The sequence below is a fragment of the Tolypothrix campylonemoides VB511288_2 genome, from assembly GCF_045999855.1.
Lineage (GTDB): Bacteria > Cyanobacteriota > Cyanobacteriia > Cyanobacteriales > Nostocaceae > Scytonema > Scytonema bouteillei_A.
Window position 1 is genome coordinate 533112 of record NZ_JBFPMW010000002.1, and the last position, 19260, is coordinate 552371.

Consider the following 19260-nt stretch of genomic DNA (forward strand, 5'->3'; position numbering starts at 1 on the left):
ATGGCTAATTCCTCAGAACCAGCTAATAACAATCAACGAAACTTAATCGATGACAGTACAGATATTACAGCGACTAGCGGTCAAAGTTTCTTAATTGATAAGGGATTTACTTGGCTAGTTTATGTATTTGCTGCTCTGACAGTTGCTGTATTGTTTTGGATGAGTTGGATCGTTTTTCAACAAGCTTTACCAGCTATTCAAAAGTTTGGCTTGGGGTTCTTGTGGAGTCAGGAATGGGATGCAGGTAATTTGCTTTTTGGTGCATTGCCTTATATCTACGGAACTATCGTCACCAGTGCGATCGCTATGTTATTAGCTGTACCTGTAGGATTGGCAGTAGCTTTAGTCACGAGTGAAAATTTTATCCCGCCTTCTGCAAGAACAACCCTAGCGTTTATCGTAGAGATCATCGCTGCTATTCCCAGTGTCATCATTGGTTTGTGGAGCGTGTATGTATTTATTCCGGTACTGACACCTCTAGAAACTTGGTTGTCCGCAACTTTTGCATGGTTACCTTTGTTTAACACGCCAAGTCCAGCAGGTTTCAACTTACTCACTGCAGGGATCGTTCTGGCAATTATGATCTTACCTACAATGGCTGCTATTAGTCGTGATGTCTTGCTTGTGGTTCCAAAAGAATTACGCAGTGGATCGATGGCTTTGGGTTCTACTCGTTGGGAAACCATTTTTCGAGTCATACTACCGACTGGATTTTCTGGAATTGTAGGTGCAGCAATGCTCGCTTTAGGGAGAGCATTGGGGGAAACAATGGCTGTGACTATGGTGATTGGGAACTCGGCTCAAATCAGTGCATCACTACTCGATCCGAGCTACACGATCCCTTCTGTCTTAGCTAACGAGTTTGCTGAAGCGCAAGATCCATTACATATTGGAGCGCTAACATATTTAGGCTTGATTTTGTTTGCCGTAACCTTAGCTGTCAATATTTGTGCTTTAGCAGTTGTACAGTTTGTTGGTGGCAAAAATAAGTAATACCATTTTGGATGAGTGGATTTTAGATTTTGGATTGAGAATGCCCTCATCTCACCCTATTATCTGTCACATTCTCTTTTCAAATTGGTCGAAGAGATTTACGACAAATGTTACATAAACTACTTGTTACTAAACGATTGGCAGTACTTTCTTCAGGTTATTATGTCTAAAGAAAGACACGAAAGTTGCCAAGGAGTTTGAAGAGAAAAAGGCGTAATGAGATATGACCGGTCATCAAGAGTCTGAAAGAAATAAATCCGTGGCAGCAGAAATATATAGTCCTCTACCACCAATCAGGCTAGTATTTAACTATGGAATGACTGTAATAGCATTCTTGCTTTCAGCTTTAGCTTTGATTCCTTTGGTATCACTTTTATGGGAAATCATCGGGCGGGGGTTGAAGAGTCTCAAACCATCCATGTTTGTGACACCTGTCATTTACGATGGTTTTGGAAATGCAATTGTCGGGACTCTAATTATGGTGTCAATAGCTGCACTATTTAGTGTTCCTACAGGAATTATGACGGGTATATATCTCTCAGAAATAGGCAAAGGTACCCAAATAGGACGCCTTGTTCGTTTCGTGGCTTCTGTTCTTACAGGAGTTCCTTCTATTGTGGTAGGGATTTTTGCCTTTGGTGTCATTGTATTAACAACGAAGCAATTTAGCGCGATCGCAGGCGGTTTTGCATTGGCAGTACTGATGCTTCCAGTTGTTGTTCTTACTACAGAAGAGGCTTTAAAACTTGTTCCCGTCACCATGCGTCTGGGATCGGCTGCTTTAGGAGGAACTCGCTTCCAAACTATATTTCGTGTCGTTATAACGGCTGCACTACCTGCTATCACTACAGGGGTTTTACTAGCTGTTGCTCGTGCTGCGGGTGAAACAGCTCCTTTAATTTTTACTTCCTTGTTTAGTTTAGATTGGTCAACCGAGCTAAATAGTCCAACAGCCTCACTATCAGTGTTAATTTTTAATCTGTACAACGACCCCACACCAGAAAAAACAGCCATAGTGTGGACGACTTCTCTGGTTTTAGTTGGAATGATTCTAATAATTAGTGTTCTTTCTCGTATCTTTACAAGAAAGAGAAACGCTTAAGTGACCTTTAAAAGTGGTGTGATTTTTTGTGTCGTATCTAAATCCTATGAGTAAATTAACCCCAGCCATCAAAGTCAGGAATCTCAGCTTCTACTACGGCACATCCAAAGCATTGGAAGGTGTCTCAATGGATATCTATGAAAACCACGTCACAGCCATCATTGGTCCAAGTGGTTGTGGTAAATCAACGTTTATTAAATGTCTCAACCGCATTAGCGAGTTAGAAGGTCCTGTAAAGGTGGATGGTTCTGTAGAGTTTTACGGTCAAAACATCTATGCTTCCCGCGTAAACTTAAACCGTCTGCGCCGCCAAATAGGTATGGTGTTTCAAAAACCAAACCTTTTCCCCATGAGTATTTACGATAACGTGGTCTACGGTATTAGAATTGCAGGTTGGCGTCCAAGAGCAGAATTAGATGAAATTGTGGAATCAGCCCTCAGAGGTGCAGCTATTTGGGAAGAAGTAAAAGATAAACTGCACAAATCAGCGTTGGGGCTCTCAGGCGGTCAGCAACAGCGATTGTGTATTGCTCGTGCTTTAGCTGTAAAACCAAAAATCTTGTTGATGGACGAGCCTTGTTCGGCGCTCGATCCCATTGCCACAATGAAAATTGAGGAACTCATTCACAGTTTGCGTGACGAACTCACAATTGCGATCGTAACCCACAATATGCAACAAGCAGCGCGGGTTTCAGATTACACTGCTTTCTTCAGTACTGATGAAAGTCGCATCGGTCAAATGGTGGAATTTGGAGAAACCACTCAAATATTTAGTAATGCCCTTGATACTCGTACCCGTGACTATACCTCCGGGCGTTTTGGTTAAGGTGTTTCCTTTTATATAAATAACGGTACAAGTACTATATATGTAACAGGTCACTTTACATTTTGGCAAAGTGGCGTGTTAACTGTGCTTTAAAGTTTTTAGTCACAAACCTTTGCCGCAGTACGGATAAATTTTTATTAAATTAGTACTTTTGTATTATTAAGTTTGTTTTAGACTATAATAGTTGTGTAAGCTATACCAATTTTCTATAAAGACGCATCTTATTAGTCTGCAAAGGCAGGCTTTGTTTGTGTAGCCCCACCCTTATAGTGAGGTCAAGAATGTGCAACTTCACATAAAATTGGTATTAGACTTAAATATAGCTGAAAAAAAAGCCTTTGTTTTGAGTAGCAGGTTTGGGTATGATAAATTGTCTCATCATAGCTCGCTACTTTATAGTTAGAGCTTATGAAGAAGGTATAGAAGCTGAAATGACTAACATGAAAGTTCAAAAGCTTTTATATTATGCCCAGAGTATACATTTGGCACTTTACGATGAGCCATTGTTTGATGAGGTTATCCAAGCATGGCGATACGGTCCCGTCTGTCCTCCGGCTTATAAATTCTATAGTGAATTTGAAGCTAATCAATTACCCATTCCTGGCAAAGACGTTTTATTACAGATTCCAGATAAAAAGAAAAAACTTTTGGAAGAAGTTTGGGAATATTTTGGAGGCTACCATGCTTATCGCTTAAGTGGTATGACACATTTAGAGTTTCCTTGGAAAAAAGCTCGTAGGGGATTACCTTCCGAAGCCAGTTCTACTGAACCTATTCTTTTAGAAGACATGAAAGCATTGGGTCATCAGAAATTGGATGTCATAGAACGAGAGAATCCTGCGTATGAACAAGTCATATCTAAAGTGTTGGAAGATGCTTGTACGTTGGAAGCTTCGCGTCGTATAAGCAAAGGAGAAGTGCGTGACTGGCTCAACTCACTTCTTGATTGAAGAATCTGAAAACTTCAAACGCTCGTTCAAAAAACTTGCTAAAGTTCTTGGAACTAATTTTATTGAGAGGATCGGAGATGTTTTAGAAGGTTTGATTGAAGACCAATATCCTATCAATTCTCGTCAAGAACCTTTACCTAGTAAGATTCAATTACCCGAAGGATGGACTTTTCATAAGCTAGAGTTAAAGGTTTCTAAAGGTGCTTCTGGTCAAATTAGATTAATGTATTTAATCAATGCTAATAACTGCGTAATTAAACTTGTATGGATTTACAGTCACGAGCAATTTTCCAAACGCCCCGGAGATAAAGATATAAAAAGTGTTATCAGGGAAATTTTAGACTGTTAGCATAGCCAAGGCAAAACTACTATATCGGTACTAACGAAGGTGGTTATGATGAGCGAGCGTCACAATATTAAATTGGATCGGCAGTGAGTGACGGTGCTAATTTTTAGAATTGGCATCATCATTATCTAAGCTATCGCGCATCTAAATTGTACTTTTTTAAGCTTGAAAACCTTGCTATGAGGTTGTTGGCTTTAAAATTTAAGTGCGTCTTAGCTTATCAATCCATCAATGAAAAGGTAAACAACGAACTACTAGGTAACCATAATTCTTGTCTACATTGTAAAACCTTACTGAAGAGAAGCATTTGATTTTTTGACTTTGGAAATCCAACCTTTGTATAAATTCAAGATTTCTGAGTAAGGAGTTGTCGTTTCAAATATCAACTCTGAAATAGGAGGTGTAAAGTATTTCGGGAATATTTTGTGCAAAAATCTAGCAACGCTTTCCCGTAAAGCAAACTCAATAAACAATCCTGTAGTTGAGGGAAAAGCGTTATCACCAAGCTCTACTAAAGCATGGGCGTCTTGTTTTCGACGAACAGTAAATTGTTCGATTGCTAAGGCAAAATTGTCGGAATATTCATTCAAAAGTCCGTCTAACAAAACCACATCTTCTAAAGCAGCATTGCAACCCTGACCGATAGAAGAAGATACAGCATGGGCAGCATCTCCAATTAACAAAGCACTATCCCCTTCGTGATAGCGGTTACAACGGACTGTTAAAATTCTTGATGTTGGTCTAGCAAGAAAAGCTTCAGCCTCCTCTTGTGGCATCAGTTGAGCAACTTCTGGAAAATTATTTTGAAAAAATGCAATCACTTCTTCTGTGCTAGAGAGAGAATCTATCTGATTTTTACTATGAACAAATAAAATGACGCCACTCATCGTTCCGTTTCGTTGATGTAGTAAAACTACGTATGTACCATCTTTTTGTATCCACGAGTGAATTTTGCCTTGTTCTAAGTTAATTTTTGCATTTTTAAGAGGAGGAAGAAAAATAGATTTATAGTTATTGGGAACGTACTTTTGTTCGCAATGAAAATCTTTAGTATGCAGAAAATATTCTCTGACTGCAGAACGGGAGCCATCTGCACCAATTAAAATATCGCAATCAACATCAAAATCTGTTTCTGACTCCAAGTTTTGAAACTTTAGCTTCTTCTCGCTAAAATCCACAAATGTGCATTGGCAATTGAAGTGAGTGTTAAGCTGGCTGTTATCATATTTTTCAGTCAACTTTTCTAACAAAGCGATCGCTAAACTAGTCCGATCTAGAGTCGTGAGAGGTTTTTTTCTAGGTGTTAACCGTTGCGTACCGTTCTTTTGGTGAAAAATCGTTCCAGTCATTTTCACACTAATAGCTTCAATCGCCTCCTCCAAACCCTCAATATTTCTCAAGGCGCTCATTCCTCTTTCGTTGAGGGAAATGGGAAAGGTTCTTGAGGTTGAGAATGGGACTCTTCTAGGATCGCTGCGGCGGTCATAAATATCAATTTTATATCGATCGCCACGGCGTAACAAGTAGTGAGCAAGCAAGAGCCCGCTAGGTCCTGCACCGACAATCGCAACTTTTTTAACCATAATTATTATCAATAGCGACTTTAAACGAGGAGCGCTTTTTCTGGGATGATAACAGTTTTATAGGGGGTAAGGATTAGAGATCGGTAAAAATCTAACTGATGGTAGAATCAGGAAAAGTAAAGTAAAACGTTGTACCCACCCCTAACTCAGATTCAGCCCAAATGCGCCCGTGATGGAAATTGACAATCTTTTTGCAAATAGCTAGACCGATACCTGTACCGGGAAACTCCTGACGAGAATGAAGACGTTTGAAAATTTCAAAAATGCGATCGAGATAAGTTTGTTTAATGCCAATTCCATTGTCTTTTACAGAAAATAGCCATTCCCGATCTTTTAAATGAGCAGAAATATGAACTTGAGGAAACTCTTCCCGATGAAACTTAATAGCGTTACTAATTAAGTTTTGAAAAAGTTGTATCAATTGAATTTTGTCGCCTAGAATTATTGGTAAATGGTCATAGGTAATAATGGCATGCTTCTCAGCAATTGCGACTTGCAAATTCTTCAAAGCCTGGTTTAACACAACGTTGCTATCAGTCAGTACAAATGCTTTACCACGAGTCCCTACACGGGAATAGGCGAGCAAGTCTTGAATTAACTGCTGCATTCGTATTGTTCCATCTACGATGAAATTCACGTACTCAATTGCTGTTTCATCTAGCTGATCTTGATATTCCAAAGCTAGGATCTGAGTGTAACTTGTTATTGCTCGTAATGGTTCTTGTAAATCGTGAGCTGCTACGTAAGCAAATTGCTCGAGTTCTTGATTTGAACGTTTTAACTCAGCGGTTATTTGTTCGAGCTTCCGTTGTGCTTCTTGTCGTTCGTAGTTCTCTGTTTGCAGCAAAGCATTTTTTTCTATAAGTTTCTTTTGCAACAACCGGATCTCCAGTTGATTTTTCACGCGAACTAAAACTTCTTCTACATGAAAAGGTTTTGTAATGTAATCTGCACCCCCAACATCAAACGCTTTTATTTTATTCAAAGTTTCATTAAAAGCACTTAAAAAGATAACTGGGATATCGCGAGTCGCTGCATCAGCTTTGAGATGTTGACAAACTTTGTACCCGTCCATATCTGGCATTATGATATCTAGCAGAATTAAATCCGGTAAGGTTTCTCGTGCTGTTAGTAAAGCCAATTCCCCGTTCTTGGCACACTGGACTTCATACCCCTGCTGAGTTAAGGTGCTAGATAGAATACGTAGGTTGTGCTGTTCGTCATCTACGATTAATATCATAATGATTACTTTTTAACGGTTGTTTTGTTTATGTCATGCTGTATAAGTGCCCTACAAAGAGTACTTAACCTAGGGTTTTACCTGCGCCAGCACAATTTATAATCATTTTTTCTACAGTAACCTCTTCTTTGAGGGATGACATAGGTAATTTCAACAGACTGTAGGTACGAGAATTTGGTTTAAGCGTTAACATAGCAATCTGCAATCCCGAAATCATTTGGAAAAGGCTAATAGCTAATGGTCAAAAAGCAATTAGCTATTAGCAATTAGCCATTAGCAGTCTTCACTCTTATTTGTATATTTCATTTAAGACTGCTATAGCTCGATATTGAGAGATAAAACGCTTGTGATTTTGATGGGTTGGTTAAACTTTAATAAATTTTTACGTATTTTGACGGAGAAAATGCTTCTCCTCCGTGCATACTTATTTAGAAAAAATACTGAATCTTAATCAAAAGATTTATTGTTCTTAACCTAGAGGCGGTTGGATGGAATTGTATAGAAAGCTTAACTCAAACTTCCGTGCAATTTATCAGATTAAATGCACGAAATGTATTCTTTGAGACTTTCTATAGAAAGCACTGGCTCGATCTTCACGATCCAATTTTAATTTTGATAAAGAAATTACAGGGTGCAAAAAAGCCTCAATAGGAATAAAAGATGAAACAGGATGCAGTATCAAGTCTAAAAAATGAAATACTCTATCCTTCAAACTTCATCCTTTATCCTTTAAAAAAGCCATTGTTCTTTGCTATGGATAAGCAGAATATCCAAAGCTCAGGACATTGTGTGTCTCACAAAATAGGAAAAAATTATGGCAGACGTAACACTCAAGGGATTTGCAGTTCTACCAGCAGATACATTTGCCGAAGGTCCTCAATCTGGCACATTTCTTACAAGTACCAATGGACGAACCACTCCATTTCCTGGTCAACCCGTTCAGGGCTTTAGTGGTGTACAGTTTGCCGACCAAAATACTTTCTGGTTTTTAACAGATAATGGTTTTGGTGCAAAAAATAATAGCGCGGATTACCTGTTACGAATTTATCGCCTTGACCCCAGTTTCCAAGGTATAGAAGGGGGCGACGGGAGTGTTAAGGTGTTAAATTATATACAACTATCTGACCCAGATAACCGAGTCCCCTTTAAGATTGTTAATGAAAGCACGAGCGATCGCTTGTTAACAGGTGCAGATTTTGATGTAGAGTCATTTGTCCTAGCAAAAGATGGTACGCTGTGGGTCGGTGATGAGTTTGGACCTTACTTGCTGCATTTTGACAGCACGGGTAAGCTCCTTGAGGCTCCTATTTCCGTCCCTAACCGCAGTGTTGTTCAACTCAATACCCTTAACGGTCAAGCCCCTCTAGTTATCGGACACCGAGGTGCAAGCGGTGAATTGCCAGAACACACTCTCGAAGCTTACAAGCTAGCAATAGAAAGAGGTGCAGACTTCATTGAACCAGATTTGGTTTCTACCAAAGATGGAGTTCTGATTGCTCGTCACGAACCCAATTTGATAGCTACAACCGATGTCTCAACTCGTGCTGAGTTTGCTGAGCGTAAAAAAACTAAAGTCATTGATGGAGTAACTGAAGAAGGTTTCTGGGCTGAAGATTTTACCCTAGCAGAAATCAAAACTTTACGGGCAATTATGCCTCAAAGCTTCCGCCCTCAAGTCTTCAATGGAGTGTTTGAAATTCCTACCTTAGAAGAAGTCATCAATTTGGTTAAAGAGGTAGGAGCACAAACAGGGAAGAAAATTGGTATCTATCCCGAAACCAAACACCCCACTTACCATGACTCCATTGGTTTATCTTTAGAAGAACCCCTGTTAGCCACCCTGGAAAAAACAGGGTTTACCGACCCCAGCCGAATTTTTATCCAATCTTTTGAAACCAGCAACCTCAAAGAACTCAATCAGAAAACAGATATTCCCTTGGTTCAGTTGTTAGATGCTGTTGATGTCAGAGATGATGGTTCGTTGATTGAAACCAAACCTTATGATTTTGTTGTCAGTGGAGATTCCCGGACTTATGCGGATCTGCGGACTCCAGAAGGCTTGAAAGAAATAGCGACTTATGCTGATGGTATTGGTCCGTGGAAGCGGATGATTGTCTCAGTGAAGACAGTCGATCGCGATGGAGATGGCAATCCAGACGATCTCAACAATGATGGTGTCATCAATGATGCTGACAAAGTGACCACTCCACCAACAACACTCGTACAAGATGCCCATGCAGCAGGGTTACAGGTACATCCTTATACCTTCCGTAATGAAGGACGTTATCTAGCATCAGATTACAACGGCAATCCACAACTAGAGTACAGACAGTTTTACCAACTTGGAGTTGATGCTCTCTTCAGTGATTTTCCCGGTACTGCTGACTTAGTTCGCGACCAGATCGTCGGAACTTTTGTACGCTCCCCTGACAACCCTGATGTCTTGAAAAGGGCTGAATTTGATACCTTAACTGGTAGCGCTCCTATTGTTATCGGTCATAGAGGAGCTAGCGGATCTCGCCCGGAGCATACTTTGGAATCGTATAAATTAGCGATCGCATTAGGTGCTGATTTTATCGAACCCGACCTAGTTGCTACCAAAGATGGTGTCCTAATTGCCCGTCACGAAAACGCTCTTGCCATTCTTAACGCAGATGGTACGCTCAACACTTCGGACACCAGCACGGACGTTTACCAACGTCCTGAGTTCGCCGACCGTCTGACCACTAAAGTCATTGACGGTCGTACTATCCGGGGCTGGTTCTCGGAAGACTTTACCCTCGCAGAAATTAAAACTCTCAATGCTATCGAACGCTTACCCGATTTGCGAGGAACTGAATACAACAATGATGGTTTAAAGATTCCTACCCTAGCAGAAGTCATTGACTTAGTGCAGCAGGTGGAAAAAGAAACCGGGCGCAAGATAGGCATTTATCCTGAAACTAAGCACCCCACCTATTTTGCCACGGAAGGCAAACGTATCGATGGAACCCCTATCAATACCAACTTGGGTAAAGAGTTAGTTGATACTTTAGTTGCTAAGAGCTTTACCGATCCAACGCGGATCTTTATCCAATCCTTTGAAGTGGGAAATTTACAAGAACTGAATGATGTACTGTTGCCCAAAGCAGGGATTGACGTGCCACTGGTTCAGTTATATGGTAATGCAACAGAAAAGCCTTATGACTTTACAGTCAGTGGCGACTCTCGTACCTATGGCGACTTAGCAACCCCAACAGGATTAGATTTTGTCAATGACTACGCATCTGGTATCGGTCCCAACAAACGTTTAATTGTCCCAGCGCAAACAGTCGATCGCAACGGTGACGGTCAGCCAGATGACCTTAATGGTGATGGGACTATTAACGATGCGGATAGAGTTTTGGGTAATCCCACAACTTTAGTTCAAGATGCCCATACTGCCGGTTTGTTGGTCCATCCTTACACCTTCCGCAATGAAAGTGTCTTCTTAGCATCAGATTACAACGGCGATCCCGTACAGGAGTACAAGCAGTTCATCGAGTTGGGTGTTGATGGTTTCTTCACAGACTTCCCCGGAACAGGCGATACGGTACGCGACTTGTATGTAGGAGAACCCGTAGTTTCTAATCTTGGTGGTTCTAGAGGATTTGAGGGCTTAGCAATTAACCCCAGTAAAACGACTCTGTACCCATTACTTGAAGGAACTGTGGTGGGCGATCCGGTAGGTTCGTTGAGAATCTACCAATACGATCTGGTATCGAATAAGTTTGATGGTATTGCTGGTTACTATCAACTGGAAAACCCAAGCAACGCCATTGGTGATTTTACCGTTATTAACGATAGTGAGTATCTTGTCATTGAGCGTGATAACGGTCAAGGTGCTACCGCACAATTTAAAAAGATTTTCAAAGTTGACCTTTCTCAGAAAGATGCCAATGGCTTTGTTGCTAAAGAGGAAGTTGCCAACCTGCTGAACGTTCAAGATCCAAAGGACTTGAATGGCGATGGCAGTCAATTGTTTACCTTCCCCTTTGTGACTATCGAGGATGTGTTGGTGCTCGATCGCAACACGATCTTAGTTGCCAATGATAACAACTACCCCGGTGGTGGTGGGCGATCGTCTGCTCCGGACAACAATGAAATTCTCGTGCTTGAGTTAGGAACAACACTCAATCTCGACCCACGCGTGGGACTTGCTGGGTTGCAGTATGGTTTAGCTAACGATAACATAGCGATCGGCAATACTGATGGCTTGAGCGCTTAACGAAACCCGAAATTTCTACTCAGCCATAAGATTCCCGATTTCTTGGAGAAGTCGGGAATCTCACCTGTTTGGTATGCCAACTACGAGAAATACAATTAAAATACTTTAGAAGAGCTAAGTTTCTTGTTAAACCATTATTAAGTATTTATTTATACTTTTAATTTACGTAAAATTAATAAACAAGGTGCTTGCCGATCTACAGAGTGTTTGATATCTTTTAACTTTAACTATTTTATGACTCCCATTTTACAAATAGGTTCGCAAACAATTACAAAAACTAACATTGTTCCTCTACTAAAGCAGTACGGAATACTACCGCAGTTGGTACAAGAAATGGTTGTAGAATCGGCAATTTCTAATATTACCCTATCACCAGAAGAAACAGCTCAGATTTACAAGCAGTTTTATCAACAGCAACAGTTGAATTCCGATACAGAGCTTGAAGCTTGGTTGCAAGCCCGTGGAATAGACCGCAAACAACTCGATTATCAAGTGACCCGTAACGTCAAACTTGAAACCTTCAAAAAAACGACTTGGGGAGATAAATTGCAATCTTACTTTGTCCAACGCAAAGCAAAGTTAGATAGAGTTGTGTATTCGCTGATACGGGTAAAAGACATTTGTATTGCCCAAGAATTGTACTTCCGAATTCAAGAAGGAGAACAATCGTTTAGCGAACTCGCTCGCGAATATTCAGATGGTCCGGAAGCACAAACAGGCGGTATACTCGGTCCTGTAGAGTTAGGAGTTCCCCATCCAGCCTTAGCAAAAATGCTGTCATCCGTTCAGCCCGGTCAACTTTTACCACCCACGCCTTTAGGTGATTGGATCGTCATACTGCGGCTTGAAAAGTTTTTACCAGCACAATTAGATGAAGCAACAAAGCAACGTCTGCTGAACGAATTATATGAGAATTGGCTGCAAACTCAGTTAAAAGAGTGCATGCAAAATCTTAAAGAGGATTTTCCAGAAATTCAAGACGAACACAAGGAAGTTAAGAGTGCTTGATAGTGCTTCCCGTGTGGTTAATGCAGATGCAAATAATTGAAGCTAGGGCAAAGGTATTATGCTTGTGAAATTAGTCCTTGCTCTCCTAAAGATTATTTAAATGAACCGCAAAGACGCAAAGGACACGAAGAAAGAGGAGAACAAGAGCGATAATTTGAGAGCACCGAAGGGAATAAAACATGAGATTACAATAGAATTATAATTTCAGCAATGTTAATGCTCCCTGAATAGAAGGCAAATATATTGGGAGGTGCTAACTTATGACCCACGCCCTACCTAAATTAATAACCTACGAAGAATTTATTGGCTGGTACCCAAACGATGGAAAGCGCTACGAGTTACGCCATGGAGTCATTATAGAGATACCACCTCCAACTGGAGACCATGAAAAAGTTGTTGGATTTTTAGCCGAGAAAATCACTATAGAGTATGTCAGATTAGGGTTACCGTATCGTATTCCTAAAACAGCTTTTGTTAAAACACCTTCTGCCAAATCTACTTATTTACCAGCTTTAGCTAAATCTTGAGAATCTCAGCAATGAGGTTCTTTTTCAAAAACAGTCAACAGTCACTCAATCGGCATCTGTCCCCTTAGTAGTCGAAGTCGTTAGTACTAATTAGCGGGATGATTATTACCTTAAGTTTGCCGAGCGCTTTGCAATCCTTCCCAACAGAGCACAAACCACAGCTAATGTCGCAATTACAGTTAAATACAAGAATTGGTTCTGAGAGTGAATTGGAGATCTCCCCACCTAGCGTAACTGGTTAAATTCTTCCTCTGTAATACCCAATTGCTTAAGAATCTGATGAAACAACCAACTACCAATTTCAGCGTTAGCATGAACGGGAATAGTGGTTGCTCGTCCATCTGAATGTTGCCAACGACTGTGACTCCCTTTTTGTCTCACCTTTTCAAACCCTAGTTTCCGAGCAACTCGTTGTAATTCGCTGGCTTTAGCTGGCATTGGCAATTACTAGATCGACATCATTAGGGAGAGAACGTCCTTGTTCTTCGTATTCTTGCTTAATCATTTCAAAAACACAAACCAGTTCAGTACGAGCTTCATCTGGGGTTTGTCCCCATGCATGACAGCCAGGAATTGCTGGAAGATAAGCGACAAAAGTACCATTATCATCAGGACGTATAACAATAGTATAGTTCAGTAAAAAATTCATAAAGATAACTCGAACTCTGAGCAATATTTTGAGTTAAGAAGCTAAATTTAAGTTGCATCAAAAATGCAGGTAATCTTTAGCTAAGAATAGCATATTTTTATATAAGTTAGACTGAAAAAAATCCTTTGATCCTTAAGTTTTCTTTCTCCATGTGCTCCTGCTTTACCTAGCTTTCGTCTAAAATAAGCAGCAAATCGACGCCCAAGATTTTGTTGACTTGCTTGAGCGCAATATAGCCTTTCCCAAGCACATGAGGTACACCTAGATTTTTTGAACCCTTATCAATAATACAAGCAAATTTCAAATCGTACCTCAGCAGAGTGGGAAGCGCTATATACTATTGCCTGTATTAAGGCATCAATTTTCAAGTAACTCATTATTTCTTGTCCTGTTTTATTTATTTTGTTCCTTCGGATAGTGGACTTATACCACTACAACACTGTAGATTCTAGTTCAAGAGAAAGGCGAATGCCTCCAACACCCCAAGCAAACGCGAAAATCTGATAGAACAGAGATCGCTCGAACCAAATTGAATCTCTTGTTGTATCACTTGGAGTTAGGTCTAATACCTGAGGGGTGACAAAGGAGCTTGAAAGGCTGATAAGATAAAGCGTGTAGCAATTTGTGGTAAAAAAAGACACTTCCCTTCTTACTATAAATGATTAAACTTTTTTTGTGTCTTTATAGTGGGCATTGCCCACCTAGCCCTGCTGAGGTGAATAAAAACTTCAACAAATCAATCGCTTTCTCACCTCTTACCTCTGCGTCCTCTGGGTCTCGGCGGTTAGATAAATTACTTTTAAACCGCACCAGGCGCAGAGAGCACAGAGAGAGAAGATGAGGAATTGCCGCTTGGATCGCAATTTTTTAAGTCACCTTGATAGGGTTAGTATTGCCCACTATAGATAAACTACTTTTTAGACGCTGCAGGCATACCCAAAATGTCTTCTATTTTGGGCATTTGTTCTAACGGAATGACCCGCCCTTCATCCTCAAAACCAGCAATTTGATCGAAATTCAAATACCGATACAAATTATCAGCAAAAGGATGAATCTTGTTTGCCACAATATCTAAATATTCCTGCACGGTTGGAATCCTTCCCAACAGCGCACAAACTGCAGCTAATTCCGCTGAACCGAGATAAACTCGTGCATCTTTACCCATGCGGTTATTGAAGTTGCGGGTAGAAGTAGAAAACACCGTTACGCCATCAGCAACTCGCGCCTGGTTACCCATACACAAACTGCAACCTGGCATTTCTGTCCGCGCACCCGCAGCACCAAAAATACCATAAACACCTTCTTCTTTTAGTTGCTGTTCGTCCATGCGAGTTGGTGGAGAAACCCACAAGCGCGTTTTCACTGCACCCGCACCATCCAACACCTTTGCCATGGCACGATAATGACCGATATTTGTCATACAAGAACCAAGGAATACTTCTTGTACTGGGTCATTAGCAACTTCCGATAATAATTTCACGTTATCGGGGTCGTTAGGCGCAGCTACAATGGGTTCTTTGATTTCGTTCAAATCAATTTCGATAATTTCTGCATATTCTGCATCCGCATCTGCTTCTAAGAGTACCGGGTTTGCCAACCACTCTTCCATCTTGGCAACGCGCCGCATGAGAGTACGGGCATCTTGATAACCCCGTGCTACCATGTTCTTCAACAGAGCTATGTTGGAACGCAGATATTCTGAAATTGTCTCAACGCTCAATTTGATTGTACAACCAGCACAAGAACGTTCGGCAGTTGCATCAGTCAGTTCAAACGCTTGCTCAACTTTCAAATCTGGCAAGCCTTCCATTTCCAGAATTCGCCCAGCAAAGACATTTTTCTTGTTCTGCTTCTCTACTGTAAGCAAACCTTTCTGAATTGCTACATAGGGAATGGCATTCACTATATCCCTGAGAGTAATACCGGGTTGCAACTCTCCTTTAAACCTTACCAACACGGATTCTGGCATATCTAATGGCATCACACCCAATGCTGCAGCAAACGCCACCAGTCCAGAACCACCGGGGAAGGAAATACCTAGAGGGAAACGAGTGTGGGAGTCTCCACCTGTTCCTACGGTATCTGGTAACAACATCCGGTTTAACCAAGAGTGAATGATACCATCGCCGGGACGTAAAGCAACACCCCCACGAGAGGCGAAGAAGTCGGGTAGTTCCTTTTGAGTTTTGATATCAACTGGTTTGGGATAAGCTGCTGTATGACAGAAAGTCTGAAGCGTCAAGTCAGCAGAGAAACCGAGACAAGCAAGTTCTTTTAATTCATCGCGGGTCATCGGTCCTGTTGTATCCTGAGAACCAACGGTTGTCACAAGCGGTTCGCAGGATGTACCGGGACGAACTCCTGGTAAACCGCAAGCTTTACCTACCATTTTTTGTGCCAAGGTATAACCTTTGCCCGTGTCGGCGGGTTGCTTGGGACGGATAAAGATGGTGCTGGGTTCTAAACCAAGCGCAAGTCTGGTTTTATCCGTGAGGGTACGTCCGATCAGTAAGGGTATGCGTCCGCCAGCACGGACTTCATCAAGTATTGTGTCGGGTTTGAGGGTGAAGGTGGAAATTACTTCGCCATCTGCGTTGGTAATTTCTCCTCTATGCGGGTAGATAGTAATGACCATCCCGGTTTCCATCTTTGTGACATCGCACTGGATGGGTAAAGCACCAGCATCTTCTGCAGTATTAAAGAATATGGGCGCGATGGTACCGCCTAAAATATACCCTCCCGATCGCTTGTTGGGTACATAAGGAATATCATGCCCGATGTGCCACAGTACGGAGTTAATTGCCGACTTGCGGGAGGAACCAGTCCCTACCACATCCCCAACGTAAGCTATGGGAAAACCTTTTTTCTTTAACTCAGCGATAGTTTGCAGCGAACCTGGCAATCTACTTTCCAACATTGCCAAGGCGTGTAGGGGAATATCGGGACGTGTGGTAGCCTGAGTTGCGGGGGATAAGTCATCGGTATTTGTCTCGCCCGGTACTTTGAAGACAGTGACATTGATGAATTCTGGTAATGTTGGACGAGATGTAAACCATTCAGCTTCTGCCCAAGAATCAATGACCTGTTTGGCGAAAGGATTAGTTTTAGATAATTCTAGAATATCGTGGAAGGAATCATACACCAAAAGGGTTTTGCTTAATGCCTCTGCTGCATAGGCGGCTATCGGTTCCTTTCCTTGCCCTTTCATCACTAGGGGTGTTTCCGAAGAATCCGATAGGGATGTGGTGGGAGTTTGCAAAAGTTCAATTAACGATTGGACGTTGTAACCACCTACCATCGTACCCAACCATTGCACTGCAGCAATAGGTGAAATCAAGGGGCTAGTTACTTCCTTTTTTGCGATGGCAGTGAGAAATCCTGCTTTGACATACGCTGCAGGATCGACCCCAGGAGAAACGCGATCGCGCAACAAATGCAGTAATGTCTCTTCTTCACCCGCAGGAGGATTTTTCAGTAATTCACATAATTCTGATGTTTGTTTTGCATCTAACGGTAAGGGGGGGATTCCAAGGGCGGCTCTTTCTGTAACGTGTCTGCGGTATGATTCTAACATTCTGCTCTCCAGATATTCAACTACACGGGTTAGGGGTTAGGAGTCTGGGGTCAGGTGGAATTCTCTAGTCCCTAACCCCATTACCCTAACCCCTCTTAAAAGGACTTATAATTATCACGCTCCGATGTGCGTTTCTTAGTCAAGCTCTTTTAAGATAACTCTTTTGTTTGCTTTTCTTAATTGGGTTTCTGCCTATTCATAGGATAAAATATTTGACTGAAGAAGTATGAAGTATAAAGCATGAATGTTCGCAGAAAAACTTATTGTGATATGCCAAGCTACGGTTAGCAGAAAAATCAAGTTTTTTCAAGATTCATGTTTCCTACTTTTATCAATGTCATAGAGGTGATAAGTTTATACTTCATACTTCATACTTCATACTGACTCATTATCTATGCCCACAACACACACAGTTGAAATTATCCACCAAGGCAAAACTCATACTTTGCAAGTTGCCGAAAATGAAACCATCCTATCAGTCGCTGATGCTGCTAGTTTAGAGTTGCCGAGTTCCTGTCATGCAGGAGTTTGCACGACTTGTGCAGCTCAAATTATTTCCGGAACTGTGGATCAAACTGATGGCATGGGCGTTAGTCCAGACCTTCAAAAGCAGGGCTACGTATTGCTTTGTGTCGCCTATCCTCGCTCTGATTTGAAAATTGAAACTGAGAAAGAAGAAATAGTTTATCAGTTGCAATTTGGTAAATAGGAAGCAACCTCATCTAAAATGCGAGGTCTTCAGCAAATGTTGGAGCCCTCTCTGCGGGATTAAACAGACGTATATATCTCCTCCGTACACAAGTTAGGAATAACACGATGACAACTCATTTTATTACTGCAGAAATTGACTTACAAGAAACTCCCACCGAACTGCAAAAAGCAATTGAAGCAGAACTAAAAAAACAGGGAGAACCTCTCCGTTGGGCTATCACCTCGGTAGATGTTAAAAAGCAAACTTGCTCTGTTGAAGCTGTTGTAACTAACGAAAGCTAGTTCCTTATAGCTGATGGCTAATTATTGTTAGCCATCAGCCATTAGCTATTAGCCATTAGCCATTAATTAACCATTGTGAATTTATATACATCAATTTTAATTGTACCAACTGGTGTGGGAGCATCCATTGGCGGCTATGCAGGAGATGCATTGCCAGTGGCAAAAGCTGTGGCTGGGGTTTGCGATCGCTTGATTACTCACCCAAATGTTCTCAATGGAGCAAATCTCTACTGGAATTTACCCAATGCTCTTTACGTAGAAGGTTACGGGCTTGACAAATTTGCCGCCGGTGAGTGGGGACTTCGCCCTGTCTATCGGAATCGAATAGGTTTGATTTTAGACCAAGGAATTGAACCGGAGTTACAATTGCGGCACCTGCAAGCAGCAGATGCAGCTAGAGCTACACTGGGTTTATCTTTAACAGATTATGTCATAACTGATGCTCCACTAAAAGTACAATTACAGACATCGGCTTCGGGAGCAAGTTGGGGAACAATCGGTAACCCAGATAGCCTGTTGAGAGCAGCATCCGTCTTAATTGAAAAAGCAGGGGCAGAAGCGATCGCCGTTGTTGCGCGTTTTCCCGATAACATAGATGAGGAAATAGAGCAAAAGTACCGTCAAGGGCAAGGAGTCGATCCCATAGCAGGTGCAGAAGCAGTCATCAGTCACTTAATTGTTAGAACTTTTCAGATCCCTTGCGCCCATTCCCCCGCTTTTTTACCTCCTCCCCTCGATGCCAATTTATCTCCCCGCTCTGCTGCTGAAGAATTGGGTTATACTTTTTTAACAAGCGTGCTTGTTGGTTTGAGTCGCGCACCCCAATTTTTAGTAGCGGAAAGTCATCAATTGTCCGAGTCTGAAACCAAAATAAGCCCCAAAATTGGAGCCAAAACAGGAGACATTTGGGTTAATCAAGTTGATGCGGCAATTGTACCTGCAACTGCTTGTGGTAGTAGCGCTTTACTAAGCTTAAGCCGCACTCAGCGATGCCAAATCGTGACAGTGGCAGAAAATCACACTCAACTACAAGTATCACCCCAACCATTGGGGCTCAAATCAATACAAGTCAATTCATATCTAGAAGCCATAGGTGTATTGGTCGCCCACCAAGCGGGGATCGACCCATCCACCCTCAGTTCTAAAATATCCCGATTGCGATTATTACAATATGAAAGATAAATGATGAATTGTTAAGCGTTCAAGACTAACATAAATAAGCA

Annotated in this window: 15 protein-coding genes and 1 pseudogene; 11 read left to right on the top strand and 5 right to left on the bottom strand. The window is 41.5% G+C overall.

Annotated features, from left to right (window positions below; translation table 11 throughout):
- The 5 genes from pstC to AB0756_RS06765 all read left to right on the top strand — a co-directional run bounded on the left by pstC (nt 1) and on the right by AB0756_RS06765 (nt 4220).
- Nucleotides 1-993 carry a phosphate ABC transporter permease subunit PstC gene (gene pstC / locus AB0756_RS06745; RefSeq protein ID WP_038084773.1) on the top strand — a complete coding sequence of 331 codons (993 nt, stop codon included), beginning with the start codon at nt 1-3 and terminating at the stop codon, nt 991-993.
- A 223-nt stretch (nt 994-1216) separates the two neighbouring features.
- Entirely contained in the window at nt 1217-2095 is an 879-nt protein-coding gene (gene pstA / locus AB0756_RS06750; protein ID WP_038084776.1) for a phosphate ABC transporter permease PstA, read from the top strand.
- Nucleotides 2096-2141: 46 nt separating this feature from the next.
- Nucleotides 2142-2921 carry a phosphate ABC transporter ATP-binding protein PstB gene (pstB, locus tag AB0756_RS06755; protein ID WP_050046365.1) on the top strand — a complete coding sequence of 260 codons (780 nt, stop codon included), beginning with the start codon at nt 2142-2144 and terminating at the stop codon, nt 2919-2921.
- Between the two features lie 362 nt (nt 2922-3283).
- A complete protein-coding gene (locus tag AB0756_RS06760; protein ID WP_038084778.1) occupies nt 3284-3871 on the top strand; it encodes a Panacea domain-containing protein in 588 nt (195 codons plus the stop codon).
- Nucleotides 3843-4220 carry a hypothetical protein gene (locus AB0756_RS06765; protein WP_038084780.1) on the top strand — a complete coding sequence of 126 codons (378 nt, stop codon included), beginning with the start codon at nt 3843-3845 and terminating at the stop codon, nt 4218-4220. Before AB0756_RS06760 ends, AB0756_RS06765 begins: the two co-directional genes overlap by 29 nt.
- 287 nt (nt 4221-4507) lie before the next feature.
- Here the strand turns inward: AB0756_RS06765 and AB0756_RS06770 are convergent, their stop codons facing one another.
- Together AB0756_RS06770 and AB0756_RS06775 are read right to left on the bottom strand one after the other, a co-directional pair.
- The gene (locus AB0756_RS06770) at nt 4508-5800 is read right to left on the bottom strand and encodes an FAD-dependent oxidoreductase (protein WP_038084782.1); all 1293 of its coding nucleotides are present in this window, start codon (nt 5798-5800) and stop codon (nt 4508-4510) included.
- Nucleotides 5801-5891: 91 nt separating this feature from the next.
- Complete coding sequence (locus tag AB0756_RS06775) at nt 5892-7040, bottom strand: sensor histidine kinase (protein WP_038084784.1); 1149 nt, start codon at nt 7038-7040, stop codon at nt 5892-5894.
- Between the two features lie 811 nt (nt 7041-7851).
- Here AB0756_RS06775 and AB0756_RS06780 point away from each other — a divergent pair.
- The 3 genes and pseudogenes from AB0756_RS06780 to AB0756_RS06790 form a co-directional block, all read left to right on the top strand.
- Complete coding sequence (locus AB0756_RS06780) at nt 7852-11286, top strand: glycerophosphodiester phosphodiesterase family protein (RefSeq protein WP_237266061.1); 3435 nt, start codon at nt 7852-7854, stop codon at nt 11284-11286.
- Nucleotides 11287-11520: 234 nt separating this feature from the next.
- Nucleotides 11521-12294: a peptidylprolyl isomerase gene (locus AB0756_RS06785; RefSeq protein ID WP_038084788.1), complete on the top strand. Its 774-nt coding sequence runs from the start codon at nt 11521-11523 to the stop codon at nt 12292-12294.
- A gap of 260 nt (nt 12295-12554) precedes the next feature.
- Nucleotides 12555-12912, top strand: a pseudogene (locus tag AB0756_RS06790) (Uma2 family endonuclease); the annotation flags it as partial.
- A 134-nt stretch (nt 12913-13046) separates the two neighbouring features.
- On the opposite strand, the gene AB0756_RS06795 reads toward AB0756_RS06790, so the two are convergent.
- The 3 genes from AB0756_RS06795 to acnB form a co-directional block, all read right to left on the bottom strand.
- Nucleotides 13047-13259: a type II toxin-antitoxin system HicA family toxin gene (locus tag AB0756_RS06795; RefSeq protein ID WP_038084790.1), complete on the bottom strand. Its 213-nt coding sequence runs from the start codon at nt 13257-13259 to the stop codon at nt 13047-13049.
- Complete coding sequence (locus AB0756_RS06800; RefSeq protein ID WP_038084793.1) at nt 13249-13470, bottom strand: type II toxin-antitoxin system HicB family antitoxin; 222 nt, start codon at nt 13468-13470, stop codon at nt 13249-13251. Before AB0756_RS06800 ends, AB0756_RS06795 begins: the two co-directional genes overlap by 11 nt.
- 910 nt (nt 13471-14380) lie before the next feature.
- Nucleotides 14381-17044 (bottom strand): bifunctional aconitate hydratase 2/2-methylisocitrate dehydratase, encoded by a 2664-nt coding sequence (gene acnB, locus AB0756_RS06805; protein ID WP_038084795.1) that lies wholly within the window; start codon nt 17042-17044, stop codon nt 14381-14383.
- 394 nt (nt 17045-17438) lie between these two features.
- On the opposite strand from acnB, the gene AB0756_RS06810 reads away from it, so the two are divergent.
- The 3 genes from AB0756_RS06810 (at nt 17439) to AB0756_RS06820 (ending at nt 19219) form a co-directional block, all read left to right on the top strand.
- Complete coding sequence (locus AB0756_RS06810) at nt 17439-17753, top strand: 2Fe-2S iron-sulfur cluster-binding protein (RefSeq protein ID WP_038084797.1); 315 nt, start codon at nt 17439-17441, stop codon at nt 17751-17753.
- 107 nt (nt 17754-17860) lie between these two features.
- Entirely contained in the window at nt 17861-18037 is a 177-nt protein-coding gene (locus tag AB0756_RS06815; protein WP_167844629.1) for a hypothetical protein, read from the top strand.
- A 75-nt stretch (nt 18038-18112) separates the two neighbouring features.
- Nucleotides 18113-19219: a DUF3326 domain-containing protein gene (locus AB0756_RS06820; RefSeq protein ID WP_038084800.1), complete on the top strand. Its 1107-nt coding sequence runs from the start codon at nt 18113-18115 to the stop codon at nt 19217-19219.
- Nucleotides 19220-19260: the final 41 nt, after the last annotated feature.